24 protein-coding genes and 1 pseudogene are annotated in these 26,936 nt (G+C 74.0%); 18 read left to right on the forward strand and 7 right to left on the reverse strand.

Going from position 1 to position 26,936, the window contains the following annotated elements:
* Positions 1-11 precede the first annotated feature (11 nt).
* Positions 12-740: a hypothetical protein gene (locus tag AB0H57_RS02740; protein ID WP_357501945.1), complete on the reverse strand. Its 729-nt coding sequence runs from the start codon at positions 738-740 to the stop codon at positions 12-14.
* 328 nt (positions 741-1,068) lie between these two features.
* Here AB0H57_RS02740 and AB0H57_RS02745 point away from each other — a divergent pair, with 328 nt between their 5' ends.
* From AB0H57_RS02745 to AB0H57_RS02765, 5 genes are all read left to right on the forward strand, one after another.
* The gene (locus AB0H57_RS02745) at positions 1,069-1,554 is read left to right on the forward strand and encodes a CarD family transcriptional regulator (protein WP_007073334.1); all 486 of its coding nucleotides are present in this window, start codon (positions 1,069-1,071) and stop codon (positions 1,552-1,554) included.
* A 54-nt stretch (positions 1,555-1,608) separates the two neighbouring features.
* The gene (ispD, locus tag AB0H57_RS02750; protein WP_357501947.1) at positions 1,609-2,304 is read left to right on the forward strand and encodes a 2-C-methyl-D-erythritol 4-phosphate cytidylyltransferase; all 696 of its coding nucleotides are present in this window, start codon (positions 1,609-1,611) and stop codon (positions 2,302-2,304) included.
* 16 nt (positions 2,305-2,320) lie between these two features.
* Entirely contained in the window at positions 2,321-2,803 is a 483-nt protein-coding gene (gene ispF / locus AB0H57_RS02755; RefSeq protein ID WP_357501948.1) for a 2-C-methyl-D-erythritol 2,4-cyclodiphosphate synthase, read from the forward strand.
* A 9-nt stretch (positions 2,804-2,812) separates the two neighbouring features.
* Positions 2,813-3,868, forward strand: coding sequence for a tetratricopeptide repeat protein (locus tag AB0H57_RS02760; protein ID WP_357501950.1), 1,056 nt, complete (start codon positions 2,813-2,815; stop codon positions 3,866-3,868).
* Positions 3,869-3,968: 100 nt separating this feature from the next.
* Positions 3,969-5,009, forward strand: a complete 1,041-nt coding sequence (locus AB0H57_RS02765; protein ID WP_357501952.1) for an NAD(P)-dependent alcohol dehydrogenase — start codon at positions 3,969-3,971, stop codon at positions 5,007-5,009.
* A gap of 49 nt (positions 5,010-5,058) precedes the next feature.
* On the opposite strand, the gene AB0H57_RS02770 is transcribed toward AB0H57_RS02765, so the two are convergent.
* Positions 5,059-6,255, reverse strand: coding sequence for a homogentisate 1,2-dioxygenase domain-containing protein (locus AB0H57_RS02770; protein WP_357501954.1), 1,197 nt, complete (start codon positions 6,253-6,255; stop codon positions 5,059-5,061).
* 95 nt (positions 6,256-6,350) lie between these two features.
* Between AB0H57_RS02770 and AB0H57_RS02775 the strand changes: the two genes are divergently transcribed.
* From AB0H57_RS02775 to AB0H57_RS02800, 6 genes are all read left to right on the forward strand, one after another.
* Positions 6,351-7,208: a hypothetical protein gene (locus tag AB0H57_RS02775; RefSeq protein ID WP_357501956.1), complete on the forward strand. Its 858-nt coding sequence runs from the start codon at positions 6,351-6,353 to the stop codon at positions 7,206-7,208.
* Positions 7,205-8,413 (forward strand): fumarylacetoacetase, encoded by a 1,209-nt coding sequence (gene fahA, locus AB0H57_RS02780; RefSeq protein WP_357501958.1) that lies wholly within the window; start codon positions 7,205-7,207, stop codon positions 8,411-8,413. The genes AB0H57_RS02775 and fahA overlap by 4 nt, the downstream gene beginning before the upstream one ends.
* Positions 8,414-8,499: 86 nt before the next feature.
* Entirely contained in the window at positions 8,500-8,700 is a 201-nt protein-coding gene (locus AB0H57_RS02785) for a DUF397 domain-containing protein (protein ID WP_357501960.1), read from the forward strand.
* An 84-nt stretch (positions 8,701-8,784) separates the two neighbouring features.
* Complete coding sequence (locus AB0H57_RS02790) at positions 8,785-9,267, forward strand: SRPBCC family protein (protein ID WP_357501962.1); 483 nt, start codon at positions 8,785-8,787, stop codon at positions 9,265-9,267.
* Between the two features lie 73 nt (positions 9,268-9,340).
* Positions 9,341-10,591, forward strand: coding sequence for a PQQ-binding-like beta-propeller repeat protein (locus AB0H57_RS02795; RefSeq protein WP_357501963.1), 1,251 nt, complete (start codon positions 9,341-9,343; stop codon positions 10,589-10,591).
* Positions 10,592-10,710: 119 nt separating this feature from the next.
* Positions 10,711-11,535: an NAD(P)-dependent oxidoreductase gene (locus AB0H57_RS02800; RefSeq protein ID WP_357501965.1), complete on the forward strand. Its 825-nt coding sequence runs from the start codon at positions 10,711-10,713 to the stop codon at positions 11,533-11,535.
* Positions 11,536-11,616: 81 nt separating this feature from the next.
* Here the strand turns inward: AB0H57_RS02800 and hisC are convergent, their stop codons facing one another.
* The 3 genes from hisC to hppD form a co-directional block, all read right to left on the reverse strand.
* Positions 11,617-12,720, reverse strand: coding sequence for a histidinol-phosphate transaminase (hisC, locus tag AB0H57_RS02805; RefSeq protein WP_357501967.1), 1,104 nt, complete (start codon positions 12,718-12,720; stop codon positions 11,617-11,619).
* The gene (locus AB0H57_RS02810) at positions 12,717-13,697 is read right to left on the reverse strand and encodes an RDD family protein (protein WP_357501969.1); all 981 of its coding nucleotides are present in this window, start codon (positions 13,695-13,697) and stop codon (positions 12,717-12,719) included. The genes hisC and AB0H57_RS02810 overlap by 4 nt, the downstream gene beginning before the upstream one ends.
* Before the next feature lie 186 nt (positions 13,698-13,883).
* A complete protein-coding gene (gene hppD / locus AB0H57_RS02815; protein WP_357501971.1) occupies positions 13,884-15,089 on the reverse strand; it encodes a 4-hydroxyphenylpyruvate dioxygenase in 1,206 nt (401 codons plus the stop codon).
* Positions 15,090-15,229: 140 nt separating this feature from the next.
* Between hppD and AB0H57_RS02820 the strand changes: the two genes are divergently transcribed.
* From AB0H57_RS02820 to AB0H57_RS02845, 6 genes and pseudogenes are all read left to right on the forward strand, one after another.
* Positions 15,230-15,718: an Lrp/AsnC family transcriptional regulator gene (locus AB0H57_RS02820; protein WP_357501973.1), complete on the forward strand. Its 489-nt coding sequence runs from the start codon at positions 15,230-15,232 to the stop codon at positions 15,716-15,718.
* A 121-nt stretch (positions 15,719-15,839) separates the two neighbouring features.
* Positions 15,840-17,303: a PQQ-binding-like beta-propeller repeat protein gene (locus AB0H57_RS02825; protein WP_357501975.1), complete on the forward strand. Its 1,464-nt coding sequence runs from the start codon at positions 15,840-15,842 to the stop codon at positions 17,301-17,303.
* A 67-nt stretch (positions 17,304-17,370) separates the two neighbouring features.
* Positions 17,371-19,038, forward strand: a complete 1,668-nt coding sequence (locus AB0H57_RS02830) for a fumarate hydratase (protein ID WP_357501977.1) — start codon at positions 17,371-17,373, stop codon at positions 19,036-19,038.
* Positions 19,039-19,250: 212 nt separating this feature from the next.
* Positions 19,251-22,231: pseudogene (locus tag AB0H57_RS02835) on the forward strand (BTAD domain-containing putative transcriptional regulator).
* Between the two features lie 35 nt (positions 22,232-22,266).
* A complete protein-coding gene (locus tag AB0H57_RS02840; RefSeq protein ID WP_357501979.1) occupies positions 22,267-23,676 on the forward strand; it encodes a class II fumarate hydratase in 1,410 nt (469 codons plus the stop codon).
* A 56-nt stretch (positions 23,677-23,732) separates the two neighbouring features.
* The gene (locus AB0H57_RS02845; RefSeq protein WP_357501980.1) at positions 23,733-24,305 is read left to right on the forward strand and encodes a GNAT family N-acetyltransferase; all 573 of its coding nucleotides are present in this window, start codon (positions 23,733-23,735) and stop codon (positions 24,303-24,305) included.
* Here the strand turns inward: AB0H57_RS02845 and AB0H57_RS02850 are convergent.
* On the reverse strand, positions 24,265-24,810 hold the full coding sequence (locus AB0H57_RS02850) for a CGNR zinc finger domain-containing protein (RefSeq protein WP_357501982.1): 546 nt from the start codon (positions 24,808-24,810) through the stop codon (positions 24,265-24,267). The two genes, AB0H57_RS02845 and AB0H57_RS02850, sit on opposite strands and share 41 nt — an antisense overlap.
* An 80-nt stretch (positions 24,811-24,890) precedes the next feature.
* Here AB0H57_RS02850 and AB0H57_RS02855 point away from each other — a divergent pair, with 80 nt between their 5' ends.
* The gene (locus AB0H57_RS02855) at positions 24,891-25,850 is read left to right on the forward strand and encodes an EamA family transporter (RefSeq protein WP_357501984.1); all 960 of its coding nucleotides are present in this window, start codon (positions 24,891-24,893) and stop codon (positions 25,848-25,850) included.
* A 128-nt stretch (positions 25,851-25,978) separates the two neighbouring features.
* Here the strand turns inward: AB0H57_RS02855 and AB0H57_RS02860 are convergent, their stop codons facing one another.
* Positions 25,979-26,899: a hypothetical protein gene (locus AB0H57_RS02860; protein WP_357501986.1), complete on the reverse strand. Its 921-nt coding sequence runs from the start codon at positions 26,897-26,899 to the stop codon at positions 25,979-25,981.
* Positions 26,900-26,936 lie beyond the last annotated feature (37 nt).

The following is a 26,936-nucleotide window of genomic DNA, read 5'->3' on the forward strand; positions in this document are numbered from 1 at the left end:
GGCCGGTCGGGTCAGCCGGCCAGCCGGACCAGCTCCGACCGGTAGTCCTCGACCGTGCCGACCTGGGGCACCAGCTCGACCAGGATGCCGTACTGGTCCACCAGCAGGGCGGTCACCGTGTCGGGTCGGGGCGGCACGCGTACGAAGGCGCGCAGGCCGCCGGCCGGGTCGGCCAGGGCGCGCACGGTGCGGCCGGCGCCGGGACCGGAGGGGGTGGGCGAGACCGCGCGGCCGGCCGCGACGGTGACCACAGCCACCCCGGCCGGCGCGGCGGTGGCGGCCTCGGCGACCCGTTCCGGGCAGGCGCACCCGTCGACCAGGATGATCACCGCGGGCACCAGGCCGCGCAGCGGCAGCGGCCGCTGGTCGGTGTCGACCAGGTCCAGCGCCGGTAGCGGCCGGCCGGTCAGATCCGCCGCCGCGGACTGGGGCACCACGGTCGGCCGGGCGCTGCCGCGCGGGTTGCGGGGCCAGGTGACGGCCGCCAGGCCGGCGAGGGTGGTGAGGACGGTCACCAGCAGCACCAGCAGCGGCATCCGGAGCGGGAGCCGGCCCTCGGCGGGATCGTCCGGTGGGTGCCCGGCCCGGGCGGTGGCCCGGCCGAGCAGCTCCCGGCGCACCTGCGTGGCCTCCTCGGCGAGCGCGGAGGCGTCGTCCGGTACGACCACCCGGCCCCACTCGGGCGGCAGGTCGGGCAGCCCTTCGGTCGGCCCGTGGCCATCTGCGTCAGGCATGCCCATCGGACCCCCTGGAACCGTCTCGGTGAGCGGACAGCGCATCGGCCTCAAGCGTCCCGCACCGGCCCCCGTAGCGCTACACCGGGACGCCACGGCCGCCGGCGGGATACCATGGGGGAAGCGCATCGCCCGAGAAATCCACGCTCCGACCACCCATGTCGGGTTGTCATCCGTCGGTCACGGAGCGTGTGCGAACCATTGGTTTGACCGCCTGTCAAGCTGAAGAAATACCTCTCACAGGGCCCCTGAGCTGCGCCAACGGTCAGGACAGCGGTGGGACATCGGTGCCTGAGCGTGTTACCCTAGACACAGCGAAAGGGGTTTCGAACCTATGGTTTTCAGTGTCGGCGAGACCGTTGTTTACCCCCACCACGGGGCCGCACTCATCGAGGCAATCGAGACTCGGGTCATCAAGGGCGAGCCGAAGCAGTACCTCGTCCTGAGGGTCGCGCAGGGTGACCTGACGGTCCGGGTGCCCGCCGAGAACGCCGAGATCGTGGGTGTGCGCGAGGTGGTCGGCGAAGAGGGCCTGGGCAAGGTCTTCGACGTGCTCCGTGCACCGCACACCGAGGAGCCGACCAACTGGTCGCGACGTTACAAGGCGAATCTGGAGAAGCTGGCCTCCGGCAACCCGCTGAAGGTCGCCGAGGTCGTCCGCGACCTGTGGCGCCGGGAGCGGGAGCGGGGCCTGTCGGCGGGTGAGAAGCGCATGCTCGCCAAGGCCCGCGACATCCTGGTCGGCGAGGTCGCGCTGGCCGAGAAGAGCACCAAGGACGAGGCGGAGACGCTGCTCGACAAGGTGCTGACCGAAGCCTGATTCCCACGGCATGGTCGTACCCACCCCGCAGCAAAGAAATCCGAGGACCGCGACGTGACCGCGCAGCTCAATCCGCGCGGTGACGTCGCGGTCCTCGTTCCTGCGGCCGGCGCCGGGGTACGCCTCGGCCCGGGCGCCCCCAAGGCGCTGCGGCTGCTCGGCGGTGAGCCGCTGCTGGTGCACGCGGTCCGCCGGATCGCCGCGGCGCCGTCGGTGCGTACCGTCGTGGTGGCCGCCCCGGCGGCCGACGTCGACGCGGTCCGCGCCCTGCTGGCGCCGGTCGCCCCGGTGACCGTGGTGCCCGGCGGCGTGCAGCGGCAGGCGTCGGTGGCCGCCGCGCTCGCCGCCGTGCCGCCCGGGCCGGAGATCGTCCTGGTCCACGACGCCGCCCGCGCGTTGACCCCGCCGGAGTTGGTCGAGTCGGTCGCCGCCGCCGTGCGCGCCGGGCACGACGCGGTCATCCCGGTGCTGCCCGTGGTCGACACGATCAAGGAGGTCGACGCCGGCGAGTGGGTCCTCGGCACGGTCGACCGGTCCGCCCTGCGCGCGGTGCAGACCCCGCAGGGCTTCCGCCGGTCGGTGCTGACCGCGGCGCACGCCGCCGCCGGTGATCCGTTGACCGACGACGCCGGCCTGGTGGAGAAGCAGGGCGTCCCGGTGCGCTGTGTGCCCGGCTCGGAGTACGCCCTGAAGATCACCCGACCGTTCGACCTGGCGCTCGCCGAACATCTGCTGGCTGCCGGCGCCTGACGCGTACCCTCGGCGCATGATCGTTCCTCGGGTGGCCATCGGCACCGACGTGCACGCGTTCGCGCCCGGCCGGCCCTGCTGGGTCGCCGGTCTGCACTGGCCGGACCAGGACGGCCTGGCCGGGCATTCGGACGCCGACGTGGCGGCGCACGCCGCCTGCAACGCCCTGCTCTCCGCCGCCGGCCTCGGTGACCTGGGCGCCAACTTCGGCGTCGATCAGCCGGAGTGGGCCGGCGTTCCGGGGGTGTCGCTGCTCAACGAGAGTTCCCGGCGGGTGCGGGCGGCCGGCTTCCGGATCGGCAACGTCTCGGTCCAGGTGGTCGGCAGCCGGCCCAAGATCGGCCCGCGTCGGGCGGAGGCCGAGCGGGTGCTCTCCGAGGCGGTGGGCGCGCCGGTGACGCTCTCCGCGGCCACCACCGACGGGCTCGGGTTCACCGGGCGGGGCGAGGGGCTCGCCGGCATCGCGGTGGCCTTGGTGTACGAGGCGCGGGGCGCTTAGGCTCGCCGGATGTCCAGCGACACCACCCCTGACCGGTCGGCGGCGGACGGCTACCTCCAGCGCGCGCAGCTCCTGGCCGAGCTGGGCCGGTACGACGAGGCCGCCGGTGAGCTGGGCTTCGCCGTGGCGCTGGAACCGGCGAACGGCGAGGTGCTGACCGCGCTGGCCCGGGTTCAGCTCGCCGCCGGCCAGGCCGCCGAGGCGCTCACCGCCGCCGAGTCCGCCGTCGCCGCGACCCCGGGTGCCGTGCCGCCGCTGGTGGCGCGCGGGCTGGCCCTGCTCGACCTGCGCGAGTTCAAGGCCGCCGCGGCGACCGCGGACGAGCTCCTCCGGCTCGGGCCGGCCGACGCTTACGCGCAGCGCAGCGCCGCCGCGATCCTGGCCAGCTCGCGCAACGGGCAGCAGGCGCTGAACGCCGCGTGGCGCGGTGTCGAGCTGGCCCCGGAGGAGCCGCAGGCGCATCTGGTGCTCGGCCTGGTCGCGGCGAACATGCAGCTGTTCGACCTGGCCGAGCGGGCGTACCGGGAGGCGTTGCGGCTGGACCCGCGGCTCGCCGAGGCGCGGCACGACATCGGCGTGATCCGGTTGGAGCAGCGCCGCTGGAGCGAGGCGCTGGAACACCTCGCCGAGGCCGCCACCCTCGGCGCGGGCCGGGTGGACTCGGGCCGGGCCGACCCGGGTCGGGTGGACTCGGGCCGCACCATCTCGGCCGGGCTGCGTCAGCTCGTGGTCTACGGCGCCGGCTGGTCGCTGCTGACCGCCGTGCTGCTCGCCTGCATGGCCGTCGGCAACCCGGGGCTGTCCCGGTTCGCGGCGGCGTTCGCGGCGCTCGGCGGCGGGCTGCTGGTGTGGCGGTACGCGGCGAAGCTGCCCGGTCCGGCCCGTACGGTCCTGCCCGAGCTGGTCCGCTCGGACCGGACGTTGGCCCTGGCGCTCTACGCGGTGGCCGCCGCGCCGGTCATGATCCTGCTGTACGCGCTGGTCGGCACGCCGTGGCCGCTGGTCCTCGCCATCGTGGTGGCGGCCCTGGCCGAGCTGGCCGTCTTCACCCGCCCGACCAGCTGAACCCGCCCGCCGGGGGTGACGCCGGCTACGTGTGGGCAACCCCGGGGGCCGGGTACGAAGACCAGCCGACCCCCCGAACGTCCAAGGAAGCGGAGAAGAAGTGCTCACCGTCAACGCCTACGCGGCGCCGTCCGCGACCGAACCACTCGTCCCGACCACCATCGAGCGGCGCGACATCGGCCCGCACGACGTGCTCATCGACATCAGGTTCGCCGGCATCTGCCACTCCGACATCCACACCGCGCGCAGCGAGTGGGGCCCGACCACCTACCCGATCGTGGTCGGCCACGAGATCGCGGGCCTGGTGCGGGAGGTCGGCGCCGAGGTGACGAAGTTCGCCGTCGGCGACCGGGTGGGGGTCGGCTGCATGGTCGACTCCTGCCGGGAGTGCGACAACTGCCGCCAGGGCCTGGAGCAGTACTGCCTCCGGGGCAACATCGGCACGTACGGCGCGGTGGGCCGGGACGGGCAGCCCACCCAGGGCGGCTACTCGCAGGCCATCGTGGTCACCGAGGACTTCGTGCTGCGCATCCCGGACGGCGTCGAGCTGGACGCCGCCGCGCCGCTGCTCTGCGCCGGCATCACCACGTACTCGCCGTTGCGGCACTGGAAGGTCGGCCCGGGCAGCCGGGTGGCGATCGTCGGCATGGGCGGGCTCGGCCACATGGCGGTCAAGCTGGCGCACGCGATGGGCGCCGAGGTCACCGTGCTGTCGCAGTCGCTGAAGAAGCAGGAGGACGGGCTGCGGCTCGGCGCCGACCACTACCACGCCACCTCGGACGAGGAGACGTTCCGGAAGCTGGCCGGCTCGTTCGACTTCATCCTGAACACGGTCAGCGCGAAGATCGACCTCGACGCGTACCTGCGGCTGCTGGCCGTGGACGGCACGCTGGTCAACGTGGGCGCGCCGGAGGACCCGCTGTCGGTGCAGGCGTTCTCGCTGATCCCGGCCCGCCGGTCGTTCGCCGGTTCGATGATCGGCGGCATCGCCGAGACCCAGGAGATGCTGGACTTCTGCGCCGAGCACGGGCTGGGCGCGGAGATCGAGGTCGTCCCGGCGGAGAAGATCAACGAGGCGTACGAGCGGGTGCTCGCCTCCGACGTGCGCTACCGCTTCGTCATCGACGCCTCGACGTTCTGAGCCGGCACCGACAGAGGCCGCGTCCCGCCGGGGACGCGGCCTCTGCGCGTCAGACCTTGCGCGCCCAGGTCCAGGCGTACCCGTCGTCCTCGCACTCGGTCGCGGTGTCGCAGAGGTCCAGCGGGCGGAAGGTGTCCACCATGACGGCCAACTCGTCGAAGAAGTCCACCCCGATCGACCGCTCGGCCGCGCCCGGCTGCGGGCCGTGGGTGAAGCCGGACGGGTGCAGCGAGATGGAGCCCTGCTCGATGCCGGAGCCGCGCCGGGCCTCGTAGTTGCCCCCGGTGTAGAAGAGCATTTCGTCGGAGTCCACGTTGTGGTGGTTGTACGGCACCGGGATGGCGTCCGGGTGGTAGTCCACCTTGCGCGGCACGAACGAGCAGATGACGAAGTTCGGGCCCTGGAAGGTCTGGTGCACCGGCGGCGGCTGGTGGATCCGGCCGGTGATCGGCTCGAAGTCGTGGATGGAGAACGCCCACGGGTACAGGTGCCCGTCCCACCCGACCACGTCGAACGGGTGGTTGGCGTAAATATGACGTGTCCACGCTGTGCCACTGCCGTCCGGGCGTGCCGCCCGGGAGCGGTGGCGGACCAGCACCTCCACCTCCTCGCCGTCGACCACCAGCGGCGCGTCCGGTCCGCGGACGTCGCGCTCGCAGTACGGCGAGTGCTCCAGGAACTGGCCGCGCACCGACAGGTAGCGCTTGGGCGGGCCGATGTGCCCGTTGGCCTCGACGGCGAGCAGCCGGGTCGGCTCCTTGCCGGTCGGCACCAGCCGGTGGATGGTCGAGGTGGGGATGATGACGTAGTCGCCGGCCACCGCCTCCAGCACGCCGAAGGTGGACTCCACCCGCAGCCCGCCGGCCTCGACGTAGAGGCACTCGTCGCCGGTGGCGTTGCGGTACAGCGGGGACGGCCGGTCGGCCAGCACGTACGCGATCCGGACGTCGTCGTTGGCCAGCAGGTACCGGCGGCCGAGGACCGGGTCGGCCCCGGCGCCGTCCAGCTTGTGGGTGCGCAGGTGGCGCGGCTTGAGCGGCAGGTTCGGCACCCGGGCGTACGCCGGCGGCACGAACTCCTCGGCGGCCACGATCGCGGTCGGCGCGTGCCGGTGGTAGAGCAGGGACGAGTCCGAGGAGAAGCCCTCCTGGCCCATCAGCTCCTCGGCGTACAGGGTGCCGTCCGGCTGGCGGAACTGGGTGTGCCGCTTGCGGGGCACCTCGCCGACGCTGCGGTAGTACGGCATGCTCGCCTCCCGTTTCGTCCCGTTCTCCGGCCGATGGCGTCCGATAATCGGACGCTGTTGTCCGTTCCTTGTAGCGTCCCGTAGATTCTTGTCCCGTGTCAACGCAGGTGCCCCGACTCCTCGCCGGCCTCGTCGACGACGCCGCCGTCTTTCCGCCCGGCAGCGCGCCGCTGGCCGAGGCGGTCGCCGCGCACCGCGCGCACCGGACGGCCTGGTACGCCGACCTGGTCGGCCCGCTGCTGGCGCCCGCCTCGGCGCTGCCGGCCCTGCCCGACCTGCTCGACCCGGACGAGCGGCTCGCGGTCGGCGTGATCGGCGACGTGCCGATCGGCCGGCTCGACGCCGTGCTGGCCGAGGCGGACCCCCGGCTGGCCGTACGACAGGTGGAGGCGGCCGTCGCCAAGCGTGGCGAGGATCCGCAGCCCGGCCTCGCCGACCTGCTGAAGCTCGCCGAGCGGCTCGCCGGCACCCCGGTGTACGCCGAGATCCCGCTGACCTTCGGCCTGCTCGGCGCGCTGGACACGCTGGCCGCGGCGCGGGCCGCCGGGGCGCCGGTCGCCGCGAAGTTCCGCACCGGCGGGCTGGCCGCCGAGCTGTTCCCGACCCCGGTCGAGCTGGCCGCCGTGATCTGCGCCTGCCGGGACCGGGAGCTGCCGTTCAAGCTGACCGCCGGGCTGCACCACGCGATCCGGCACCTCGACCCGGAGACCGGCTTCACCCACCACGGCTTCGGCAACGTGCTGGCCGCCACGCTGGCCGCCGTCGACGGCGCCGAGGTGGCCGAGGTCGCCGCCCTGCTCGCGGCGACCGACCCGGTGCCGCTGGTCGAGCCGGCCCGGGCGCACCGGGACGACGAGCGCCCGCTCTGGATCGGGTACGGCTCGTGCAGCATGACCGAACCACTGACCGATCTGATCCGGCTGGGGCTGGTGAACGGGGGGTACGAGGTATGACCTGGGTGACGGGTGCGAACGGCTCGCCGTACGGGGTGAGGAACCTGCCGTACGGGGTGTTCCGGCGAGCGCCGGAGCACGGTGACCGCGAGCCGCGCATCGGCGTACGCATCGGCGACCTCGTGCTCGACCTGGCCGGCGCCGAGGCGGCCGGCCTGGTGCTGGCCGGCGGCGCGCTCGGCCGGCCCACCCTCAACGACTTCATGGCGCTCGGCCGTCCGCAGTGGACGTCGGTGCGGCAGCGGATCGTCGAGCTGCTCACCGAGGAGGAGCACCGGCCGGCGGTGGAGCCCCTGCTGGTGCCGCTCGCCGAGGTGGAGCTGCTGCTCCCCGTCGAGGTGGCCGACTACGTCGACTTCTACTCCTCGGAGCAGCACGCCTCGAACGTCGGGCAGATCTTCCGCCCGGGCCAGCCGCCGCTGCTGCCGAACTGGCGGCACGTGCCGATCGGCTACCACGGCCGGGCCGGCACCGTGGTGGTCACCGGCACCCCGGTGGTCCGCCCCATCGGGCAGCGGGCCACCCCGCAGGGCCCGACCACCGGCCCGTCGGTACGCCTCGACATCGAGGCGGAGGTCGGCTTCGTGGTGGGCGTGCCCAGCCCGCTCGGCGACCGGGTGGCCGTTGCCGACTTCACCGACCACGTCTTCGGCGTGGTGCTGGTCAACGACTGGTCCGCCCGCGACATCCAGGCCTGGGAGTACCAGCCCCTCGGCCCGTTCCTGGGCAAATCCTTCGCCACCTCGATCTCGGCCTGGGTCACCCCGCTGGACGCCCTGGCCGACGCGTTCGTGCCGGCCCCCGACCAGGACCCGCCGGTGCAGGCGTACCTGCACGCCACCCCGCACCTCGGCCTCGACCTGCGGCTGAGCGTGGAGTGGAACGGCGAGCAGGTGGCCGAGCCGCCGTTCGCCGGCATGTACTGGACGCCCGCCCAGCAGCTCGCCCACCTCACCGTCAACGGCGCCTCCCTGCGCACCGGCGACCTGTACGCCTCGGGCACCGTCTCCGGGCCGGAACGCGGCCAGGTCGGCTCCTTCCTGGAGCTGACCTGGGGCGGCACCGAGCCGGTCAAGGTCGGCGGCGGGGAACGCACCTTCCTGGAGGACGGCGACACGGTCACCATCCGGGCCACCGCGCCCGGGCCGGACGGCACCACCGTCGCCCTGGGCGAGGTGACCGGCACCATCCACCCCGCTCGCTGACGGTCGCCGGTCGCACGGGATGTGCGATCGATGATCCGCGTTGCCGCGTTGATCGTCCGGAATCCCAGCGACCGGAGGTTACCGGCATGACAGATCTCGTGGGCGCCGTGTGGCGCACCAGCAGCCGTTCCAACGATCAGGGTCTCTGCGTGGAGGTGGCGGACAACCTCGTCGACGTCGTCGGGGTACGCGACTCCAAGGACCCGGACGGACCCACACTCGCGGTCAGCCCGCCGGGGTGGACGGCCTTCCTCGGTGCGATCCGCAGCGCCCAGTTCCGCCCGTGATCCGGGGGGCCCACGGTGGAATTCCCGCCGTGGGCCCCCCATTTCGCCCTCACCCGCCGTACCGTGGACGACACGGGAGGTGTCATGTCGACGGTGGCGGTCACGGAGTTCATCGAGGCGTCGGCGGGCGACGTCTGGCGACTCCTGACCGACCTGGCCGCCCGGCCCCGTTGGCTCTCCACCGCCGACCGGCTGCAGACCCTCACCACCGGCCCGTTCGGCCCCGGCACCAGGTGGCAGGAGTGCCGCGAACGCCCCGACGGTGAGCTGCTCGTCGAGGAGTTCCTGGTGACCGCGTGCGACCCGCCGCACCGGCTGGTGCTCAGCTCGGCCGGCATCGGGGTCGACTACCGGATCACCTGGACCCTGCGCACCGTACGCCGCCGGCGGCGGGCTTGCACCGCCGTGACGGTGGAGCAGAAGGCCGAGCCGACCGCCGCGTACGGCCGCCTGGTCGGCCTCCTCCTCGGCGGCCTCGCCGCCCGCGCGGTCGAGAGCGCCCTGCGCCGCGACCTCGCGGACCTCGCCCACGCCCTGCGCCCCACCGACACCTCCGCCGCCGCCTGACCGTCCGGCGGGTGTGCGGGTTGTGGGGAAAGGGCGGCGCTCGGCTGGGTAGGGTGCCGGGCGGAGGTGCGGCATGGGGTTGGGCAGGCGGCGACGCGCGGCGGTGGCCGTCGCGGCGGTGCTCGCCCTGGCCGGCTCCGCCGTCGTGATCCACCGGGTGCTCGCGCCCGCCGAGGTCAGCACCGTGGCCCGGGTCGGCTGGCCGGCGCCCGGCACGCCCCCGGTCGGGGTGGTCGGCCGGCTGCCCGCCGCCCCGCTGATCGTGGACGGCCGGCTCCGGGTCTACGCGGCCGACCGCCAGGTCTACGCCGACCAGCCCGCCGACGCCCGCGCCCGGGTCACCCCCTTCTGGTCCTACCGTCGCTGGCCGGCGCGGCTGGCCGGGGTGCTGGCCGAGGGCACCACCGTGGTCAGCCGCTGGTCGGACGGGACGCTGGTGGCACTGGACGGGCGTACCGGGCGGGTCGCCTGGCGGGCCGACGGTCCGGCGCCGGACGGCGGTCACCCCGCCCGGCGTACCGGGGCGGCCACCGTGTGGGACCCGGGCGGCCTCGCGGTGGGCCGGGGCGCCGACGGCGGCTCCGTGCTGGTCGTCTCCGGCGGGGGGCGGTTGCGCGGCTACGCGCTGGCCGACGGGCGCGAGCGGTGGCACGCCGAGGGCGACCGGAGCTGCCGTACCGACCTCGGCACCACAGCGGCCGGCCAGGCGGTGTCGGTGGACGCCTGCGCGGGGACACCGGTGGTGGAGTTCCGGGACGTGACGACCGGGACGGTGGGGCTGCGCTGGCGGCCCCCGGCGGCCTCGGCCGGGACGACCGTCACCCCGGTCGGCTGCCTGACCCCCCGGTCCCGGTGCCGGGCCCTGCGCACCGCCGGGCCGGGTGCCGCGGCCGGCCGGGGCTGGCTGGTGGGCGGCGGGGCCCCGGTCGCCGCGCCGGCACTGGACGCCGAGGGCACCGTGCTCGCCGGTGAGCTGGCGGTCGGCATGAACGGGCCGGTGCTGACCGGCTGGGGGGCGCGTACCGGCAAGGAGCGCTGGCGCCGGGGCGACCTGGGCCGGGTGCGGATCCTCGCCGCCCAGCCGGGCCGGCTGCACGTGCTGACCGAGGGCCGGGATTTGGTCACCCTCGACCCGGTCACCGGGGCACAGCGCTCCCGCTTCCCGTTCACCTGGTCCGACGAGGGATTCGCCTACCGGCCCGGGATGGCGTACGCGGCGGACGGCTACCTGGCCGTGGAACGGCTCCGCGAGGACGCCACCCCGGACGACGACGACCAGGGCTGGTTCCTCACCCCCGAGCCGGTGCTGCTCGCCGCCACCTGAGCGCGCCGGGCCGGCGGGCCACAGGGACCCGTCGGCGGCCCCCGCTGTACGAGAATGTCGATGGCGGCCCCGGCGCGCCGCACGAGCATCGCGGCCCACGGCCGGACGGGGAGGACCTCTTGAACGACCAGAGCGGGGTGGATTCCGCGAACCTGCGCGACCAGACCTGGGTGGTGACGGGCGCGGCCGGCACCATCGGCACGAGGCTGGTCGCGGACCTGGCCGGGCGGGTCAACCGGCTCGTTGCCACCGACCTCGCCGCGCCTGACGCGCCGTACGGGGTCGAGTCGGTGGCCGCGGACCTGCGTGACCAGGACGCGGTGGCGGCGGTGCTGGCGGGGGCGCACGGTGTCGTGCACCTCGGTGGCATCGCCGACGAGGCCGACCTGCACGACCTTGCCGAGGTCAACCTGGTCGGCACCTACCACGTGCTGGAGGAGGCACGCAGGGCGGGCGCCCGCCGCGTCGTGTACGCCAGCAGCAACCGGGTGACCGGGTGCTATCCATGCGACGTGACCGTGCACCCGTCGATGCCGCCCCGCCCCGACGGCTTGTACGGCGCGGTGAAGGTGGCCGCCGAGGGACTGTGCCAGCTGTACGCCGACAAGTTCGGCCTGGCGACGGTGGCGGTGCGGATCGGCAGTTACGAGGAGCGCCCGTTGGACCTTCGCCAGCTCAGCACCTGGCTGAGCCCCGCGGACTGCTCCCGGGCCTTTCGCGCCGCCATGTCGGCCACTGACGTCGGATACGCGTGCTTCTATGCGGTCTCCGCCAACACCCGGGGATGGTGGTCCCTGGAACCGGGGGCGGCGCTGGGGTTCCTGCCGCAGGACGACGCGGAGGAGTTCGCGGCGACCGTCCCGGACGCCGCGCGGACGATGCGGGGCCCCCAGGGCGGCGACTACGCCGCGCCGGAGTACACCCTGTCCCGGCAGCGCCGTTGAGGGCCGGCCGGGACGTCCGCCGCCGCGGGTGGGCACCGGGTCGGGGCCGGGCCCGGCGCCCGGACCCGACCCGCCGGCCGGTCAGGCCAGCGCGGACTCCGCCGCGGCCAGGAAGGCGTCGTTCTCGGCCGGGGTGCCGATGGTGACCCGTACCCCGTCGCCCGGGAACGGCCGCACGATCACGCCGCGCGCCTCGCACGCCTTGCCGAAGTCCACCGCCCGGTCGCCCAGCGGCAGCCAGACGAAGTTGGCCTGGCTGTCCGGAACGTCCGGCACCAGCTTGCGCAGTGCCTCGGTGACCCGCTCCCGCTCGGCCACGACCAACGCGCACCGGCGCTCCACCTCGTCGGCCTGCGCCAGCGCGGCCAGCGCGCCGGCCTGGGCCGCCGTGCTGGTGGAGAACGGGGTGACCACCTTGCGGACGGCCGCGGCCACCTCGGGGGCGGCGACCAGCCAGCCGATCCGCAGGCCGGCCAGACCCCACGCCTTGGACAGGGTGCGCAGCACGGCCACGTTCGGCCGGTCGGCGTAGGTCAGGCCGTCCGGCACCTCCGGGTCGGTGACGAACTCGCGGTACGCCTCGTCGATGACCACCAGCACGTCGTCCGGCACCGCGTCGAGGAAGCGGTCCAGTTCGGCCCCGCGGACCGCGGTGCCGGTCGGGTTGTTCGGGTTGCAGACCAGCACCATCCGGGTCCGGTCGGTCACCGCCGCGGCCATCGCGGCCAGGTCGTGCCCGTGCCCGGCGTCGTTGGGCACCCGCACGCTGGTCGCGCCGCTGGTCGCCGCGATGATCGGGTACGCCTCGAACGAGCGCCACGGGTAGATCAGCTCGTCGCCGGGCAGGCAGGTGGCCCGGACCAGGTGCTCGGCCAGCGCCACCGACCCGCAGCCGGTGGCGATCCGGTCGGCGGCCACGCCGTACCGCTCGGCGAGGGCCTGGCGCAGGGCCACCACGCCCATGTCCGGGTAGCGGTGGGTGCCGGCCACCGCCTCGGCGACGGCCTCCACCACGCCGGGCAGCGGGCCGTACGGCACCTCGTTGCTGGCCAGCTTGATCGCCTCGGGCAGGCCCAGCTCGCGGGCCAGGTCCGCCGGGCTGCGCCCGGGCACGTAGTTGGGCAGCGCGTCCAGGTCGGCGCGGGTCAGCCGGAGCGCCGGCCGATCGGGTCCGGTGTTGGTCATGGGGTGTCTCCCGGGGAGTCGGCACGGTCGTGCGGGGTGGGACGGGGGGCGTTGCGCGGGACCTGCACCACCACGGTCAGGGCCCGCTTGTCGTGCAGGGCCTGCCGCAGCGGGTGGTCGAAGAGCGGGGAGACCGCGTCGACGAACTGGAGCACCAGCCCGAGGCCGCAGCAGTACCAGAGCAGCGTCGGCAGGCCGAGGGTGCTCCACCGGCGCAGCGCCCGGCCGAAGCCGAGCGGCTGGTCCGCCTCGATCGGCACCGCCCGGACGCCGGTCAGCCGCTTGCCGAAGGTCTGCCCGGTGGCCGCCATCGACGGCACCTCGTAGGCCAGCCAGAGCGCCGCCGCGATGAGCAGGATGACCACCAGCAGCATTCCGGACTGCTCGCCGGGCGGGGGCAGCGGCTCGGTGGACCGCTCCTGGGACTGCACCCGGCGCTGCGCCTCGCGCAGCAGCGGCGAGAGCTCCTCCAGGTACCGCCAGACGAACCAGCCGTTGACCAGCGCGTTGAGCAGGAACACGATGCCGAAGTCGATCAGCCGGGCGCCGAGCCGGGACCCGAACGAGGCGAGCGGGAGGCCGTGCGGGCGGGGATCGGTCGGTGGTCCGGCCCAGCCCGGATGGGGTGCGCCGAACGCCTGCGGACCGGGGCCCTGCGGACCGTGCGGACCGAACCCGGTCGGACCAGGGCCGTACTGGCCAGGGCCGTACTGGCCAGGGCCGGGTTGGCCGGGGCCGGCCGGTGAGCCGTACGCCGGGGGGTGGGCCGGCGGTTGCGGCCGCCCGGCGCCGGCCGGCGGGAGCGGCGCGGGTGCCGCCGGTGGCGCGCTCGGCGGTTCCACCGGCTCGGGCGGCGGGGGCCCCTCGGGCGGCGTGGCATCGGCCGGGATCGGTGCCCCGAGCCAGCCCTCCCCGTCCCAGTAGCGCCGGGTCTCGGGCTCGGCGGGGTCGATGTACCAACCGGGGGCCACGCTCACGGCGCCACCTCGTCGCACCTGCTGTGTCGCTCGCTCACCTGGACACCTTAGCGACGACGTCGTACGGGAACCCGGGCCGGCGGTACGGCGGCACCGGTCGGGCGGGCGACGGCGCGAGGCCGCCGGCGGCCGGGCAGGACCCGGCCACCGGCGGCGTCGGACCCGTCGGGGGTGGCGGCACCGGGATCAGAGGTTGCCGCGCTTCTCCTGCTCCCGCTCGATGGCCTCGAAGAGCGCCTTGAAGTTGCCCTTGCCGAAGCCGAGCGAGCCGTGCCGCTCGATCAGCTCGAAGAAGACCGTCGGGCGGTCCTGCACCGGCTTGGTGAAGATCTGCAGCAGGTAGCCGTCCTCGTCCCGGTCGACCAGGATCTTGCGGGACTGCAGCTCCTCGATCGGCACCCGGACGTTGCCGATGCGGGCGCGCAGCTCCGGGTCCTCGTAGTAGGAGTCCGGGGTGTCGAGGAACTCGACGCCGGCCGCGCGCATGGCGTCGACGCTGGCCAGGATGTCGTTGGTGGCGACGGCGACGTGCTGCGCGCCGGGGCCCTGGTAGAACTCCAGGTACTCGTCGATCTGCGACTTCTTGCGGGCGACGGCCGGCTCGTTGAGCGGGAACTTCACCTTGCGGGTGCCGCTCGCGACGACCTTGCTCATCAGCGCGGAGTAGTCGGTGGCGATGTCGTCGCCGACGAACTCGGCCATGTTGCTGAAGCCCATGACCCGCTTGTAGAACTCGACCCACTCGTCCATCCGGCCCAGCTCCACGTTGCCGACCACGTGGTCGACGGCCTGGAAGAAGCGCTTCGGCTGGAGGCCGGCGTCGATCATCGGCTGCCGGTCCACGATCGGCCCACGGGCCACGAAGCCGGGCAGGAACGGGCCGGTGTAGCGGGACCGGTCGACCAGGGTGTGCCGGGTGTCGCCGTACGCGGCGATGGACGCCATCCGGACGGTGCCGTGCTCGTCGCTGACGTCGTGCGGCTCGACCAGCCCGGTCGCGCCCTGCGCGGTGGCGTGCGCATACGCGGCGTCCACGTCCGGCACCTCCAACGCGATGTCGGAGATCCCGTCGCTGTGCTTGGCCACGTGCTCCGCGCCCTCGGCGTCCGGGCGGACCACGCCGGTCAGCACGAACCGGGCCCCGCCGCTGGTCAGCACGTACTGGGCGTGGTCCCGGTAGCCCTGCTCGGGGCCCCGGTACGCCACGCAGGTCATGCCGTACGCGGTGGAGTAGTAGTGCGCCGCCTGCTTCGCGTTGCCGACCAGGAAGTGCAGGTGGTCGAGGCCCTTGACCGGGAACGGGTCGCGGGTGATGTCGTGGTCGACGGCGCCGATGAGAACGTCGGCGTCGACCTCCTCGGTCGACTGGGGTCGGTCGATCGCCTGGGTCATGGTGGCCTCCCTCGCGTACCGGCCGGCCTCGTGGGCCGCCGTCGGACTGCTGTTCCGGCGAGGATCGCCGGGCCGGCCCCGGTTGGGCAAGAGTTGGCAAAAACTGTGGTCAGGTTGTGCATTCGGTAAGGTGAAGCCTCATGAACGCTGGTCAGGATGCACACCTCGACGAGCTGGACGCTCGCTTGATCGAACTACTCGCCGAGGAGCCCCGGATCGGGGTGCTGGAGTGCTCCCGCCAGCTCGGCGTGGCCCGGGGCACCGTGCAGGCCCGACTGGACAAGCTGGTCGGCCGGGGGGTGATCACCGGGTTCGGTCCGGACATCACCCCGGCCGCGATCGGGTTCGGGGTGACCAGCTTCGTCACGCTGGAGATCAGCCAGCGGCACGGCCACGACCCGGTCACCGCGCACCTGGCCGCCATCCCCGAGGTGCTGGAGGCGCACACCATCACCGGCTCCAGCGACCTGCTCTGCCGGATCGTGGCCCGGTCCAACACCGACCTGCAACGGGTGATCGACCAGATCGTCGCCTCGGAGGGGATCCGGCGGGCCTCGACGATCATCGCGCTGGCGGAGCAGATCCCGTACCGGGTGCTGCCGCTGGTGCGCTCCGCGGCGCGGGGGTAAGGCGGGGCCCCCGCTCAACGCATCTGGTAGAGCAGGGGCCCCCTATTAACACGCCAACCGGCGGAGAAAGCGGCGCGACACGGAGGGCTGAGGGCTCGGCGCAGCGGTGATCGTCGCTACCGTGTGCGGTGTGAAGGGCCTAGGCGTACGCGGCTGGTTGCTGCTCGGGCTCGTCACCGTGGTCATCCTCGCCGCCACCGGGGTGTGGAACCCCTTCCCCGGCCTCTGGACCTGGCTGGACCGCAGCGAGCCGATCTCCGCGCCGGACGTGGTCTGGCAGCAGCGGGTCGGCGGCACCCCGCGCAGCGTCACCTTCGCCGGTGACACCGTGATCGTCGAGCAGCGGACCCGGGTCGAGGCGCGCAGCCTGGCCACCGGCAGCCAGCTGTGGGAGCGCAAGGCCGACTGGGCGGCGGTCACCGGTGGCGGCCGGGACGCGGTCGTCGCGGTGGGCAAGCTCCTGGTCAAGGGGTACGAGCTGATCGACCCGACGACCGGGGTGGTGCGCCGGCGCGACGACGAGGCGGTGGCCGTCTGGACGTACCGGAACCTGCTGCTGGACGCCAGGTGCGTCGAGGCCACCGACTGCACGCTCAGCGCCTGGGACCCGCGCGGCACCCGGCCGCTGTGGACGGCGTTCCTGCCCGGCGTGCGTACCGGGCTGCTCGGCGACAACCCGAACCTGCTCGACACCCGCCGGCTCACCGCCAACCGGGTGGACGAGGGGGTGGCCGGGCCCGAACCGGTCCCGCCGCTGCTCGGGTTCCCGGTGGACGGGCGGGTGCACGTGGTGGACACCGCCACCGGCCGGGTGGTGCAGGACGTCCAGCCGGGCCGGGACGAGCGGCTCGCGGTGATCGGCGGTCGGCTGCTGCGGATCACCGCCACCTCCCGCGACGGCGCCTGCTACTTCGTCATCTCCGCGCGGGACCCGGCCACCGGCCAGGAGGTGTGGCGGCGCACCGGGATCAACCTGCGGACCTCCGACGACGGTGGCTGCGCGCAGCGCAATGACCCGCAGGGCGCCCGCAACGTGCTGATCGGCGTCGGCCCGGACGGCCGGGAGGCGGTCCTCGACGGGTACGACGGGCGGCTGCTGCTGGTCGACGCCGAGGGGGAACGGCTGCTCGCCGTCGACGACCGGTACGCGTTGGTGCGGACCGCCGACGAGGGCGCGATCGTGAGCCGGGAGCTGGCCACCCAGCGCGGTTTGTGGACCCGGGCCGTGGACGGCCGGGCCGGTGCGGCCCTCACCCCGTACGCGGCGCTGGTCGTGACGGAGAAGCCGTCCCGGCTGGTGGCGGTGAACCCGCGCACCGGACGGGAGTTGGCCGAGCTGCGTACCTCGGCGAACGTCCTGGCGGTCGGGCCCACCGGCATGATCATCGGGGAGGGGCGGGAGATCGGGTACGTCCGTTTCGGCGCGGGCGCGCCCGGCCCGCTCCCGGGCGACGACTCCGCCGGCACGCGCGGCGGCACCGACGGCGGCCCCGGCCCGGGCGATCCCGGCGGGGTGCCCGGCGATCCGGAGGACAGCTGCGGTCCGAAGCGGGAGCTCTGCCAGCGGGACGACAAGGACGGATGAGAGCACCGTCCCACGACCCACCCGGCGGGTGCCGGCGATCGACCGGTCTGCCCTAGGCTTTCCGTTCATGAGCAGTGCCGCCGCGTTCTCGTACGCCCCCTTGCTGCCGACCGGAGCCGACCAGACCGAATACCGCCTGGTCACGGACGAGGGCGTGGATGTCGTCAACGGCCCCGGGGGCCGCCGGTTCCTCACCGTCGAGCCGGCCGCGCTGACCGCGCTGACCGCCGAGGCGATGCACGACATCGCGCACTTCCTGCGTCCCGCGCACCTGGCCCAGCTTCGCTCGATCATCGACGACCCGGCGGCCTCGCCGAACGACCGGTTCGTCGCGCTCGACCTGCTGCGCAACGCGAACATCGCGGCCGGCGGGGTGCTGCCGATGTGCCAGGACACCGGCACCGCGATCGTGATGGGCAAGCGCGGCCGGCACGTGCTCACCGACGGCTCGGACGCGGAGGCGATCTCGCTCGGTGTCTTCCAGGCGTACACCCGGCTGAACCTGCGTTATTCGCAGCTCGCCCCGCTGACCATGTGGGAGGAGCGGAACACCGGCAGCAACCTGCCGGCGCAGGTGGAGCTCTACGCCGAGGACCCGGACGGGCACCCGGACGCGTACAAGTTCCTCTTCATGGCCAAGGGCGGCGGCTCGGCGAACAAGTCGTACCTCTACCAGGAGACCAAGGCGCTGCTGAACCCGACGCGGATGATGCAGTTCCTGGAGGAGAAGCTGCGGCTGATCGGCACCGCGGCCTGCCCGCCGTACCACCTGGCCATCGTCATCGGCGGCACCTCCGCCGAGTACGCCTTGAAGACCGCCAAGTACGCCTCGGCGAAGTACCTGGACGCGCTGCCGACGCAGGGCTCGATGACCGCGCACGGCTTCCGGGATCTGGAGCTGGAGGCCGAGGTGCTGGAGCTGACCCGCAACTTCGGCATCGGCGCGCAGTTCGGCGGCCGGTACTTCTGCCACGACGTACGGGTGGTCCGGCTGCCGCGGCACGGCGCCTCCTGCCCGGTGGCGATCGCCGTGTCGTGCTCCGCCGACCGGCAGGCCGTCGCCAAGATCACCCCGTCGGGGGTGTGGCTGGAGCGGCTGGAGAACGACCCCGCCCGCTTCCTGCCCGACGTCACCGACGAGACGCTGGAGACGGAGGAGGTCGTCCGGGTCGACCTCAACCGGCCGATGGACGAGATCCGGGCCGAGCTGTCGAAGTACCCGGTGAAGACCCGGCTGTCGCTGACCGGCCCGCTGGTCGTGGCCCGGGACATCGCCCACGCGAAGATCGCCGAGCGGCTCGACGCGGGCGAGCCGATGCCGCAGTACCTGCGCGACCACGCCGTCTACTACGCCGGCCCGGCCAAGACCCCCGAGGGGTACGCCTCCGGCTCGTTCGGCCCGACCACCGCCGGCCGGATGGACGCGTACGTGGAGAAGTTCCAGGCGGCTGGCGGCTCGATGGTGATGCTGGCCAAGGGGAACCGCTCCGGCCAGGTGACCCGCTCCTGCCACCAGCACGGTGGCTTCTATCTCGGCTCGATCGGCGGCCCGGCCGCCCGGCTCGCCCAGGACTGCATCAAGCACGTCGAGGTGCTCGAATACCCGGAGCTGGGCATGGAGGCGGTCTGGAAGATCGAGGTGGCGGACTTCCCCGCCTTCATCGTGGTCGACGACAAGGGCAACGACTTCTTCGCCGAGGTCACCAAGCCGGTGCTCACCGTCGGCCGCCGCTGAGCAGCGAGAGCGCCTGACTCGACATCGGTGCGCCCGCCCGGGTTGCCTCCGGTCGGGCGCACCGCCCCCGTCGGATGCCGTCACCGACAACCGGGACGAGTGTGCGACGCCGTGCCCCCGTTCCGCTATCGGATCGCTATCGCCTCGTCCGGCCGACCGGTGGCGGCCGGATTACCCTGCTGTAGAACGCACTTCGGGCAGACGGGGGGAAGATGCGGTTCGGGATCCTTGGGCCGTTGCGGATCGGTGGCGGCGATGCCACCGTCACCGCAGGTCGGGACCGGGTCGTTCTCGCCATGCTGTTGTCCCGGGCGGGCCGGTTGGTGCCCGTCGAGGAGTTGATCGACGCGGTCTGGGAGGAGCGTCCCCCGGCGACCGCGCGGGCGCAGCTGCAGAGTTGCGTGTCGCGTTTACGACAACGGATCACCGGGCTCGGCCTGCCCGCCGACACCATCGTCACCGACCCGGTCGGCTACCGCGTACGGATCGATCCGTCCGACCTGGACGCCGAGGTCTTCGACCGGGGGGTCGAGGCCGCCCGGGCCGCGGTGGCCGCCGGGCGCGCCGAGGAGGCCCGCCGGCACTACCGGGCCGCCCTGGGGCTGTGGCGGGGGCGGGCGTTCAGCGGCATCACCAGCCGGAGCGTACGGCGGCGGGGTCAGACGCTCGACGAGCAGCGGCTCACCGCGCTGGAGGAGTGCGTCGACGTCGAGCTGCGGCTGGGGCGGGCACCCGACCTGATCGACGAGCTGACCGAGTGCGTCGAACGCAACCCGCTGCGCGAGCGGCTGCGCGGGCAGCTGATGGTCGCCCTGGCGGCCGGCGGCCGGCAGGCCGACGCGCTGGCCGTCTACCGGGAGGGCCGGCGGATCTACGCCGAGGAGCTGGGCATCGAGCCCGGGGCCGCGCTCCAGGAGCTGCACCAGCGGTTGCTCGCCGGGGAGCTGGCCACGGCGGCCGTCGACCACCGGCCGGCCGTCCGGATCCGGGCCCTGCCCCGGGCGATCAGCGACTTCACCGGCCGGCAGGAGACGCTGTCCCGGCTGGTCGCGGAGATCGAGAAGGACAACGTACGGGTCCATCTGGTCGACGGGATGGCCGGCAGCGGCAAGACCACCCTGGCGGTGCACGTGGCCAACGCCCTGGCCGACCGCTATCCCGACGCCCACCTCTTCGTCGACCTGCACGGGCACAGCGAACGCACCCCGCTGACCCCGGCCGCCGCGGTGGCCACCCTGCTGCGCCAGCTCGGCGTGCCGGCGGAGCGGGTGCCGCTGGACCTGGACGACCGGCTGGCGCTGTGGCGCACCGAGCTGGCCGGGCGGCGGGCGCTGGTGGTGTTGGACAACGCGGCCAGCACCGGCCAGGTGGCGCCGCTGCTGCCGAACGGGGCGGACAATCTGGTCCTGATCACCAGCCGTCGCCGGCTGGTCGGGCTGGACGGTGGCCGGCCGTCCTCGCTGCCGGTGCTCGACGCCGACGAGGCGGTCGAGCTGCTCGGCCGGGCGGCCGGCGCCGAGCGGGTGGCCGCCGAGCCGGCCGCCGCGGCCGAGGTGGTGCGCCGCTGCGGGCACCTGCCGCTGGCCATCCGGCTGGCCGGCGCGCGGCTGGCCCACCGGCCCCACTGGCGGATCGCCGACCTGGCCGAGCGGCTGGCCTCCGGGCGGGACCCGCTGGCCGAGTTCGCGGTGGGCGAGCGCTCCGTCGGCCGCGCGTTCGCCCTCTCGTACGCCCAGGTGTCGCCCGCCGCCCAGCGGGCGTTCCGGCTGCTCGGCCTGCACCCGGGCGTACGGTTCGACAACCGGGTGGCCGCCGCCCTGGCCGAGTTGTCCCTGCCCGAGGCGCAGGATGTGCTGGAGGAGCTGGTCGACGCCCACCTGGCGGAGGAGGTGACGCCCGGCCGGTACCGGCTGCACGACCTGATCCGCGAGTACGCCCGTACCTCGTCGCGGAGCCGGACCGGGCCGGCGAGCGGCGGGCGGCCGTGCACCGGCTGATCGACCACCACCTCCAGGTGGCCGCCGCGATCGCCCGGACCCTGGAGCTGACCGGCAGCCGCGACCTGCTCCAGGTGCCGGTGCCGTCCCGTCCCGACCTGGTGGCCGCCACGGTCGACCAGGGGCGGGCCTGGTTCGACGAGAACCGGGCGGCGCTGACCGCGCTGGTGCGGCTGGCCGACGACGAGGGCTTTCCCCGGCTCTGCTGGCAGCTGGCCCGGGCCTGCTGGAAGTCCCACTTCGACGGCGGGCACCTCGACGAGCTGATCGAGACGCACCTGGTCGCGCTGCGCGCCGCCGAGGGGTCCGGCGACGACGAGGCGGTGGCGATGACGATGAACTACCTCGCCTCGGCCCACTTCCGGCTGGCCCACTTCGCCGAGGCGATCCGGCTGATGGAGCGGTCGCTGGCGATCCACCGCCGCCTGGATCGGCGGGCCGATCTGCAGAACATCCTCGGCAATCTGGGCGCCGCCCACATGGCCCACGGCGACTACCGCCGGGGCATGGAGTACTACGACGCCTCCGGCCTGATCGTCCGGCGGGCGCCGGAGCTGAAGCAGCTCGGCGGCCTGCTGAACAACCTCTCGCTGGGGCTGCTCGCGTTGGGCCGGTACGACGAGGCGCTGCGGGTGGCCCGGCGGCACCTGGCGCTGGTCCGGCAGATCGGCAACCGCTACCAGTTGGCGAACGCGATCGGGCACCTCGGGATGATCCGGCACCGGATGGGCGACCTCGCTCCGGCCCGGCGGCTGCTGCGGGCGGCGCTGCGGCTCAAGCGGCAGACCGGGAACCGGTTCGGCGAGGGCGAGGTGCTCAACGAGCTGGGCGCGATGGAGCGGGCGGCGGGCCGCCCGGAGCGGGCCGCCCTGCTGCACCGGGAGGCGCTGGCGGCGATGATCGTGGCGGGCGACCGTTCCGGCCAGTACGCGGCGCGGAACCTGCTGGCCCGCGCGCTCGCCGAGGGCGGTGACGTCCCGTCGGCGCTCGACCTGCACCGCCGGGTGCTCGCCGACGCCACCCGGCTGGGCGTGCGCTACGAGCAGGCCCGGGCGCTGGACGGGATCGCCCGCTGCCTGCGCGACGCCGACCCGGTCGCCGCCCGCGCACACTGGACCCGGGCGCTGGCCCTGCTGCGCCAGATCGAGTCGCCGGACCAGCGGGAGGTGGCCCGGCTGCTGGCCGAGCTGGGCTGAGCGATCATCTGCGCGCCGGCGGACGGCGGGGCAGGATGGTACGCGTGACGACTCCAGAGGCGACCGGCTACCGGATCGAACGCGACTCGATGGGCGAGGTGGAGGTGCCCGCCGAGGCGCTGTGGCGGGCACAGACCCAGCGCGCGGTGCAGAACTTCCCGATCTCCGGCCGGGGGATCGAACCGGCCCAGATCAAGGCGCTGGCCCAGATCAAGGGGGCGGCGGCGCAGGTCAACGGCGAGCTGGGGGTGATCGACGCGGAGGTGGCCGCCGCGATCGCCGCCGCCGCCGCGCACGTGGCCGACGGCGGGTACGACGACCAGTTCCCGATCGACGTGTTCCAGACCGGCTCGGGCACCTCGTCCAACATGAACACCAACGAGGTGATCGCCACCCTGGCCGGCCGGGAGCTGGGTCGGGACGTGCACCCGAACGACGACGTGAACGCCTCGCAGTCCAGCAACGACGTCTTCCCGTCCTCGATCCACCTGGCCGCCACCCAGTTCGTGGCGGAGGACCTGATCCCCTCGCTGAAGCACCTGGCCGGCGCGCTGGAGGAGAAGGCGGCCGAGTTCGAGACGGTGGTCAAGGCCGGGCGTACCCACCTGATGGACGCCACCCCGGTCACCCTCGGGCAGGAGTTCGGCGGCTACGCCGCGCAGGTCCGGTACGGGGTGGAACGGCTGGAGTCCGCGCTGCCCCGGCTGGCCGAGCTGCCACTCGGTGGCACCGCGGTGGGCACCGGCATCAACACCCCGCTGGGGTTCGCGGCGAAGGTGATCGAGAAGCTGCGCGACTCCACCGGCCTGCCGTTGACCGAGGCGCGCAACCACTTCGAGGCCCAGGGCGCCCGGGACGCGCTGGTGGAGACCTCCGGCCAGCTGCGCACCATCGCGGTCGGGCTGTACAAGATGGCCAACGACATCCGTTGGATGGGTTCCGGCCCCCGGGCCGGCCTGCGCGAGCTGCGCATCCCCGACCTCCAGCCCGGCTCGTCGATCATGCCCGGCAAGGTGAACCCGGTGGTGGCGGAGGCGGTGCGCCAGGTGTGCGCTCAGGTGATCGGCAACGACGCCGCGGTCGCCTTCGCCGGCTCGCAGGGGGACTTCGAGTTGAACGTGATGCTCCCGGTGATGGGCCGCAACCTGCTGGAGTCGATCAAACTGCTGGCCGCGTCGAGCCGGCTGTTCGCCGACCGCCTGGTGGCCGGCCTGGTCGCGGACGCCGAGGTCTGCCTGGCGTACGCGGAGGGCTCGCCGTCGATCGTCACCCCGCTGAACCGCCACCTCGGGTACGACGAGGCCGCGTCGATCGCGAAGGAGGCGCTGGCCAAGCAGGTCTCGATCCGCGAGGTGGTGATCGCCCGCGGGCACGTGGACTCGGGCAAGCTGACCGAGACCCAGCTCGACGAGGCTCTGGACCTGCTGCGGATGACCCATCCCTGACGCCGGGCCGCGGATAACCGGTCGCCCGGCGGGCACCGGGCCGGCATGATCGCCGCATGGCCGAGGACGTGTTGCTGGAGACCGGGCGGCTGCGGCTGCGCCGGTTCACCGCCGCCGACGTGGACCGCCTGGTGGAGCTGGACGGTGACCCGGAGGTCATGCGGTTCCTGACCGGCGGGGTGCCGACCCCGCTTGAGCGGGTCCGCGACGAGCAGCTGCCGCGGATTCTGGCCGGGTACGACCGGTGGCCCGGTCTGGGCCGGTGGGCGGCGGAGGACCGGGCGACCGGGGAGTTCCTCGGCTGGTTCGCGCTCGACCCGTCCGAGGACGGCGCGGAGCCGGAGCTGGGTTACCGGCTGCGCCGCTCGGCGTGGGGGCGGGGCCTGGCCACCGAGGGCTCGCGGGCGCTGGTGCGGCACGCGTTCGAGACGGTGGGCGTAGGCCGGGTGTGGGCCGAGACCATGGCGGTCAACGCGCGCTCCCGGTCGGTGCTGGCAAAGGCGGGGCTGCGCCACGTTCGCACGTTCCACCTCCACTTCGACGACCCGATCCCGGGCACCGAACTGGGCGAGGTGGAGTACGAGCTGCTCAGGCGCGACTGGCGGCCTTCCGCGCCCGGTACGCGCTGACCGCGGCGCGGTTGCCGCAGCCCGCCTCGCAGAACCGCCGCGAGCGGTTCTTGGAGAGGTCGACCAGCACGTTGTCGCAGTCGGGGTGCGCGCAGCGCCGCAGCCGGCTCAACTCGCCGTTGCGGACCAGGTCGGCGAGGGCCATCGCGGCCTCCACCGCCATCCGGGTGGCCAGCGGGGCGTCCCGGGGCACCGCGTGCAGGTGGTAGGGATGGTCGTCGTGCCGGATGAGCTGCGGCAGTGCGGGGGCCTCGCGCAGCAGCCGGTTGATGATCTCGACGGTCTCGTCCTCCGCCGCGTGCCAGACCCGGCGTAGTCGGGGGCGCAGCGCGCGTACCGCGCGCAGCTCCGCCTCGGTGCGCTCGTGCCGCCCGCTCCAGCCGTACGCGGTGAAGAAGGCGTCCAGGGCGGTCACGTCGGGCAGCCCTTCGCCCTCCTCCCCGTCGGTGTTGACGAGCGCGGCGGCGGCGAGCAGCCCGCATTCGGTGTCATGAGCAAAAAGCACCTTGACTCCTGTCGGAGGGGCGGCCTAGTGTCACCGGTGTAAGGGTAGTTCGCCCATGACCACGCCGCCAAGGAGCGCCGATGCGTCCACGCCCCGCCGGTGCCGGCCTGCTGCTGGCGCTGCTGTCGGCCGTCACCTTCGCGACCTCCGGCACGTTCGCCCGATCCCTGATCGACGCCGGCTGGTCGGCCGAGGCCATCGTGGTCGCCCGGGTGGGCATCGCCGCCCTGGTGCTGCTGGTGCCCGCGACGCTGGCGCTGCGCGGCCGGTGGCACGTGCTGCGCCGCAACCTCGGCGCGGTGACCGTCTTCGGTCTGCTCGGGGTGGCCACCGCCCAGGCGTGCTTCTTCAACGCGGTCCGCTACCTGCCCGTCGGCGTGGCCCTGCTGCTGGAGTACCTGGGCATCATCCTGGTGGTCGTCTGGATGTGGGCGATGCACGGCCAGCGCCCGCGCCGGCTGACCGTGGCCGGTTCGGTGGCCGCGCTGGCCGGGCTGGCGTTCGTGCTCGATCTGGCCGGCGCCGGCCGGCTCGACCCGCTGGGTGTGCTGTGGGGGCTGGGCGCGGCGGTCGGCCTGGCCGGCTACTTCGTCCTCGCCGGCCGGGTCGACGAGGAGCTGCCCTCGGTGACCATGGCCAGCGGCGGCATGGGCGTCGGCGCGGCCGTGCTGGCGGCGCTCGGCCTGCTCGGGGTGCTGCCGCTGGAGGCCGAGTTCGGGACGGTCACCTTCGCCGGCCAGCGCACCAGCTGGCTGGTGCCGATCGCCGGGCTGTCGCTCGTCGCCGCGGTGGTCGCGTACCTCGCCGGCATCGCCGCGACCCGGGTGCTGGGCTCCCGGCTGGCCTCCTTCGTCGGGCTGACCGAGGTGATGTTCGCGGTGCTGATCGCCTGGCTGTTCCTCGGCGAGCTGCCCACCGCGGTGCAACTGCTCGGTGGCGTGCTGATCGTGGCGGGGGTCGCCCTGGTCCGGCTGGACGAACTGCGCGGCACGCCCGCCCAGCCGGCCGACGAGCCCGCGGACCAGCCCGCGCTGACCTGACCCGGTCGGGTCGGTCAATGTTGCGGCATTTCCGGGCCTCAGTAGTGCAGGAAGGCCCAGGTTGCGGCAGATAGGGAGCATTGCCGGCCGGTGAAGTCGGCCGGATGGCGCCGCCATGGGAAGGGCCCTCATGGTTGCCAGCCACGGGAGAGCAGCGCGGAGCGGACCTCCTGGACGACCGCCGCGAAGTCCTGGCGCAGCCGGCGGCTGGTCACGTGCAGCACGAGCCAGCCGGCCCCCACCAGCAGGTTGAGGCGCCGCCGGTCCCGGTGCAACTGGTCCGGGTCGCTGCGCCAGTGTCCGTCGTACTCGACGGCGACCCGTACCTCGGGCCACGCCAGGTCGGGGTGCAGGACGACCCCGCCAGGCAGCCTGACCGGATGGTGGGCCACCGGCCGAGGCAACCCGGCCAGCACCAGCCGCACCCGTAGCCGCGACTCGGCCGGGGACTGCGCGCCCGGGTCGGCCAGACCGAAGACACACCTGGCACGGGATCCGCCCGGCCGGTCGGCGTTGCGCCCCGCCACCTCAGCGAGCGCGTCGCGGCTGGTCAAGCCCCGGGCCAGCAGGGTGTCGACGATGCTGACCGCCCGGGCGGGTTCGAGCCACACAGCCGACTCCCAGGCGGCCAGGGCCGGATCGGACCGGGCCGGTGCCATCGGTGTGGCGGGCGGCCATCCGGACACCGGGGCGGGTGGCGGCCGGCGCAGGGAGGTGTGCACCCGTAGGCCGCGCCGGCTGCGCAGCGGACTGCCCTGCGCCGCGCTCACGTGCACCTCGTCGTCGAAGCTCGCGGCGTGCGTGACGCCGTGCAGGAAGGCCGCCGACGGGCCGGCGATCGGAATTCCGGGTGGGAGTCTGAGCGCCACGGCACGGCAGGCGAGCCCATGGTCGCGTTCCAGCCGGGCGTCGGCGTACACGTCGTGGTGGAGGCGGGTCCACGCGGAGCTGCGGAGCTGGTGAACGGTGAGCAGCCCGCGGCGGACCACGTCGGATCCCCGGAAGACCTGCCCCGCCAGGCTGGCGGGTCGGTGTGCGACAGGAGGCATGCCGCCAGCGTCACCGCTGCCGCGGCGCCCCGGAAAC

It is taken from the genome of Micromonospora sp. NPDC050686, from assembly GCF_040654475.1.
In the GTDB taxonomy this organism is placed as follows: Bacteria; Actinomycetota; Actinomycetes; order Mycobacteriales; family Micromonosporaceae; genus Micromonospora.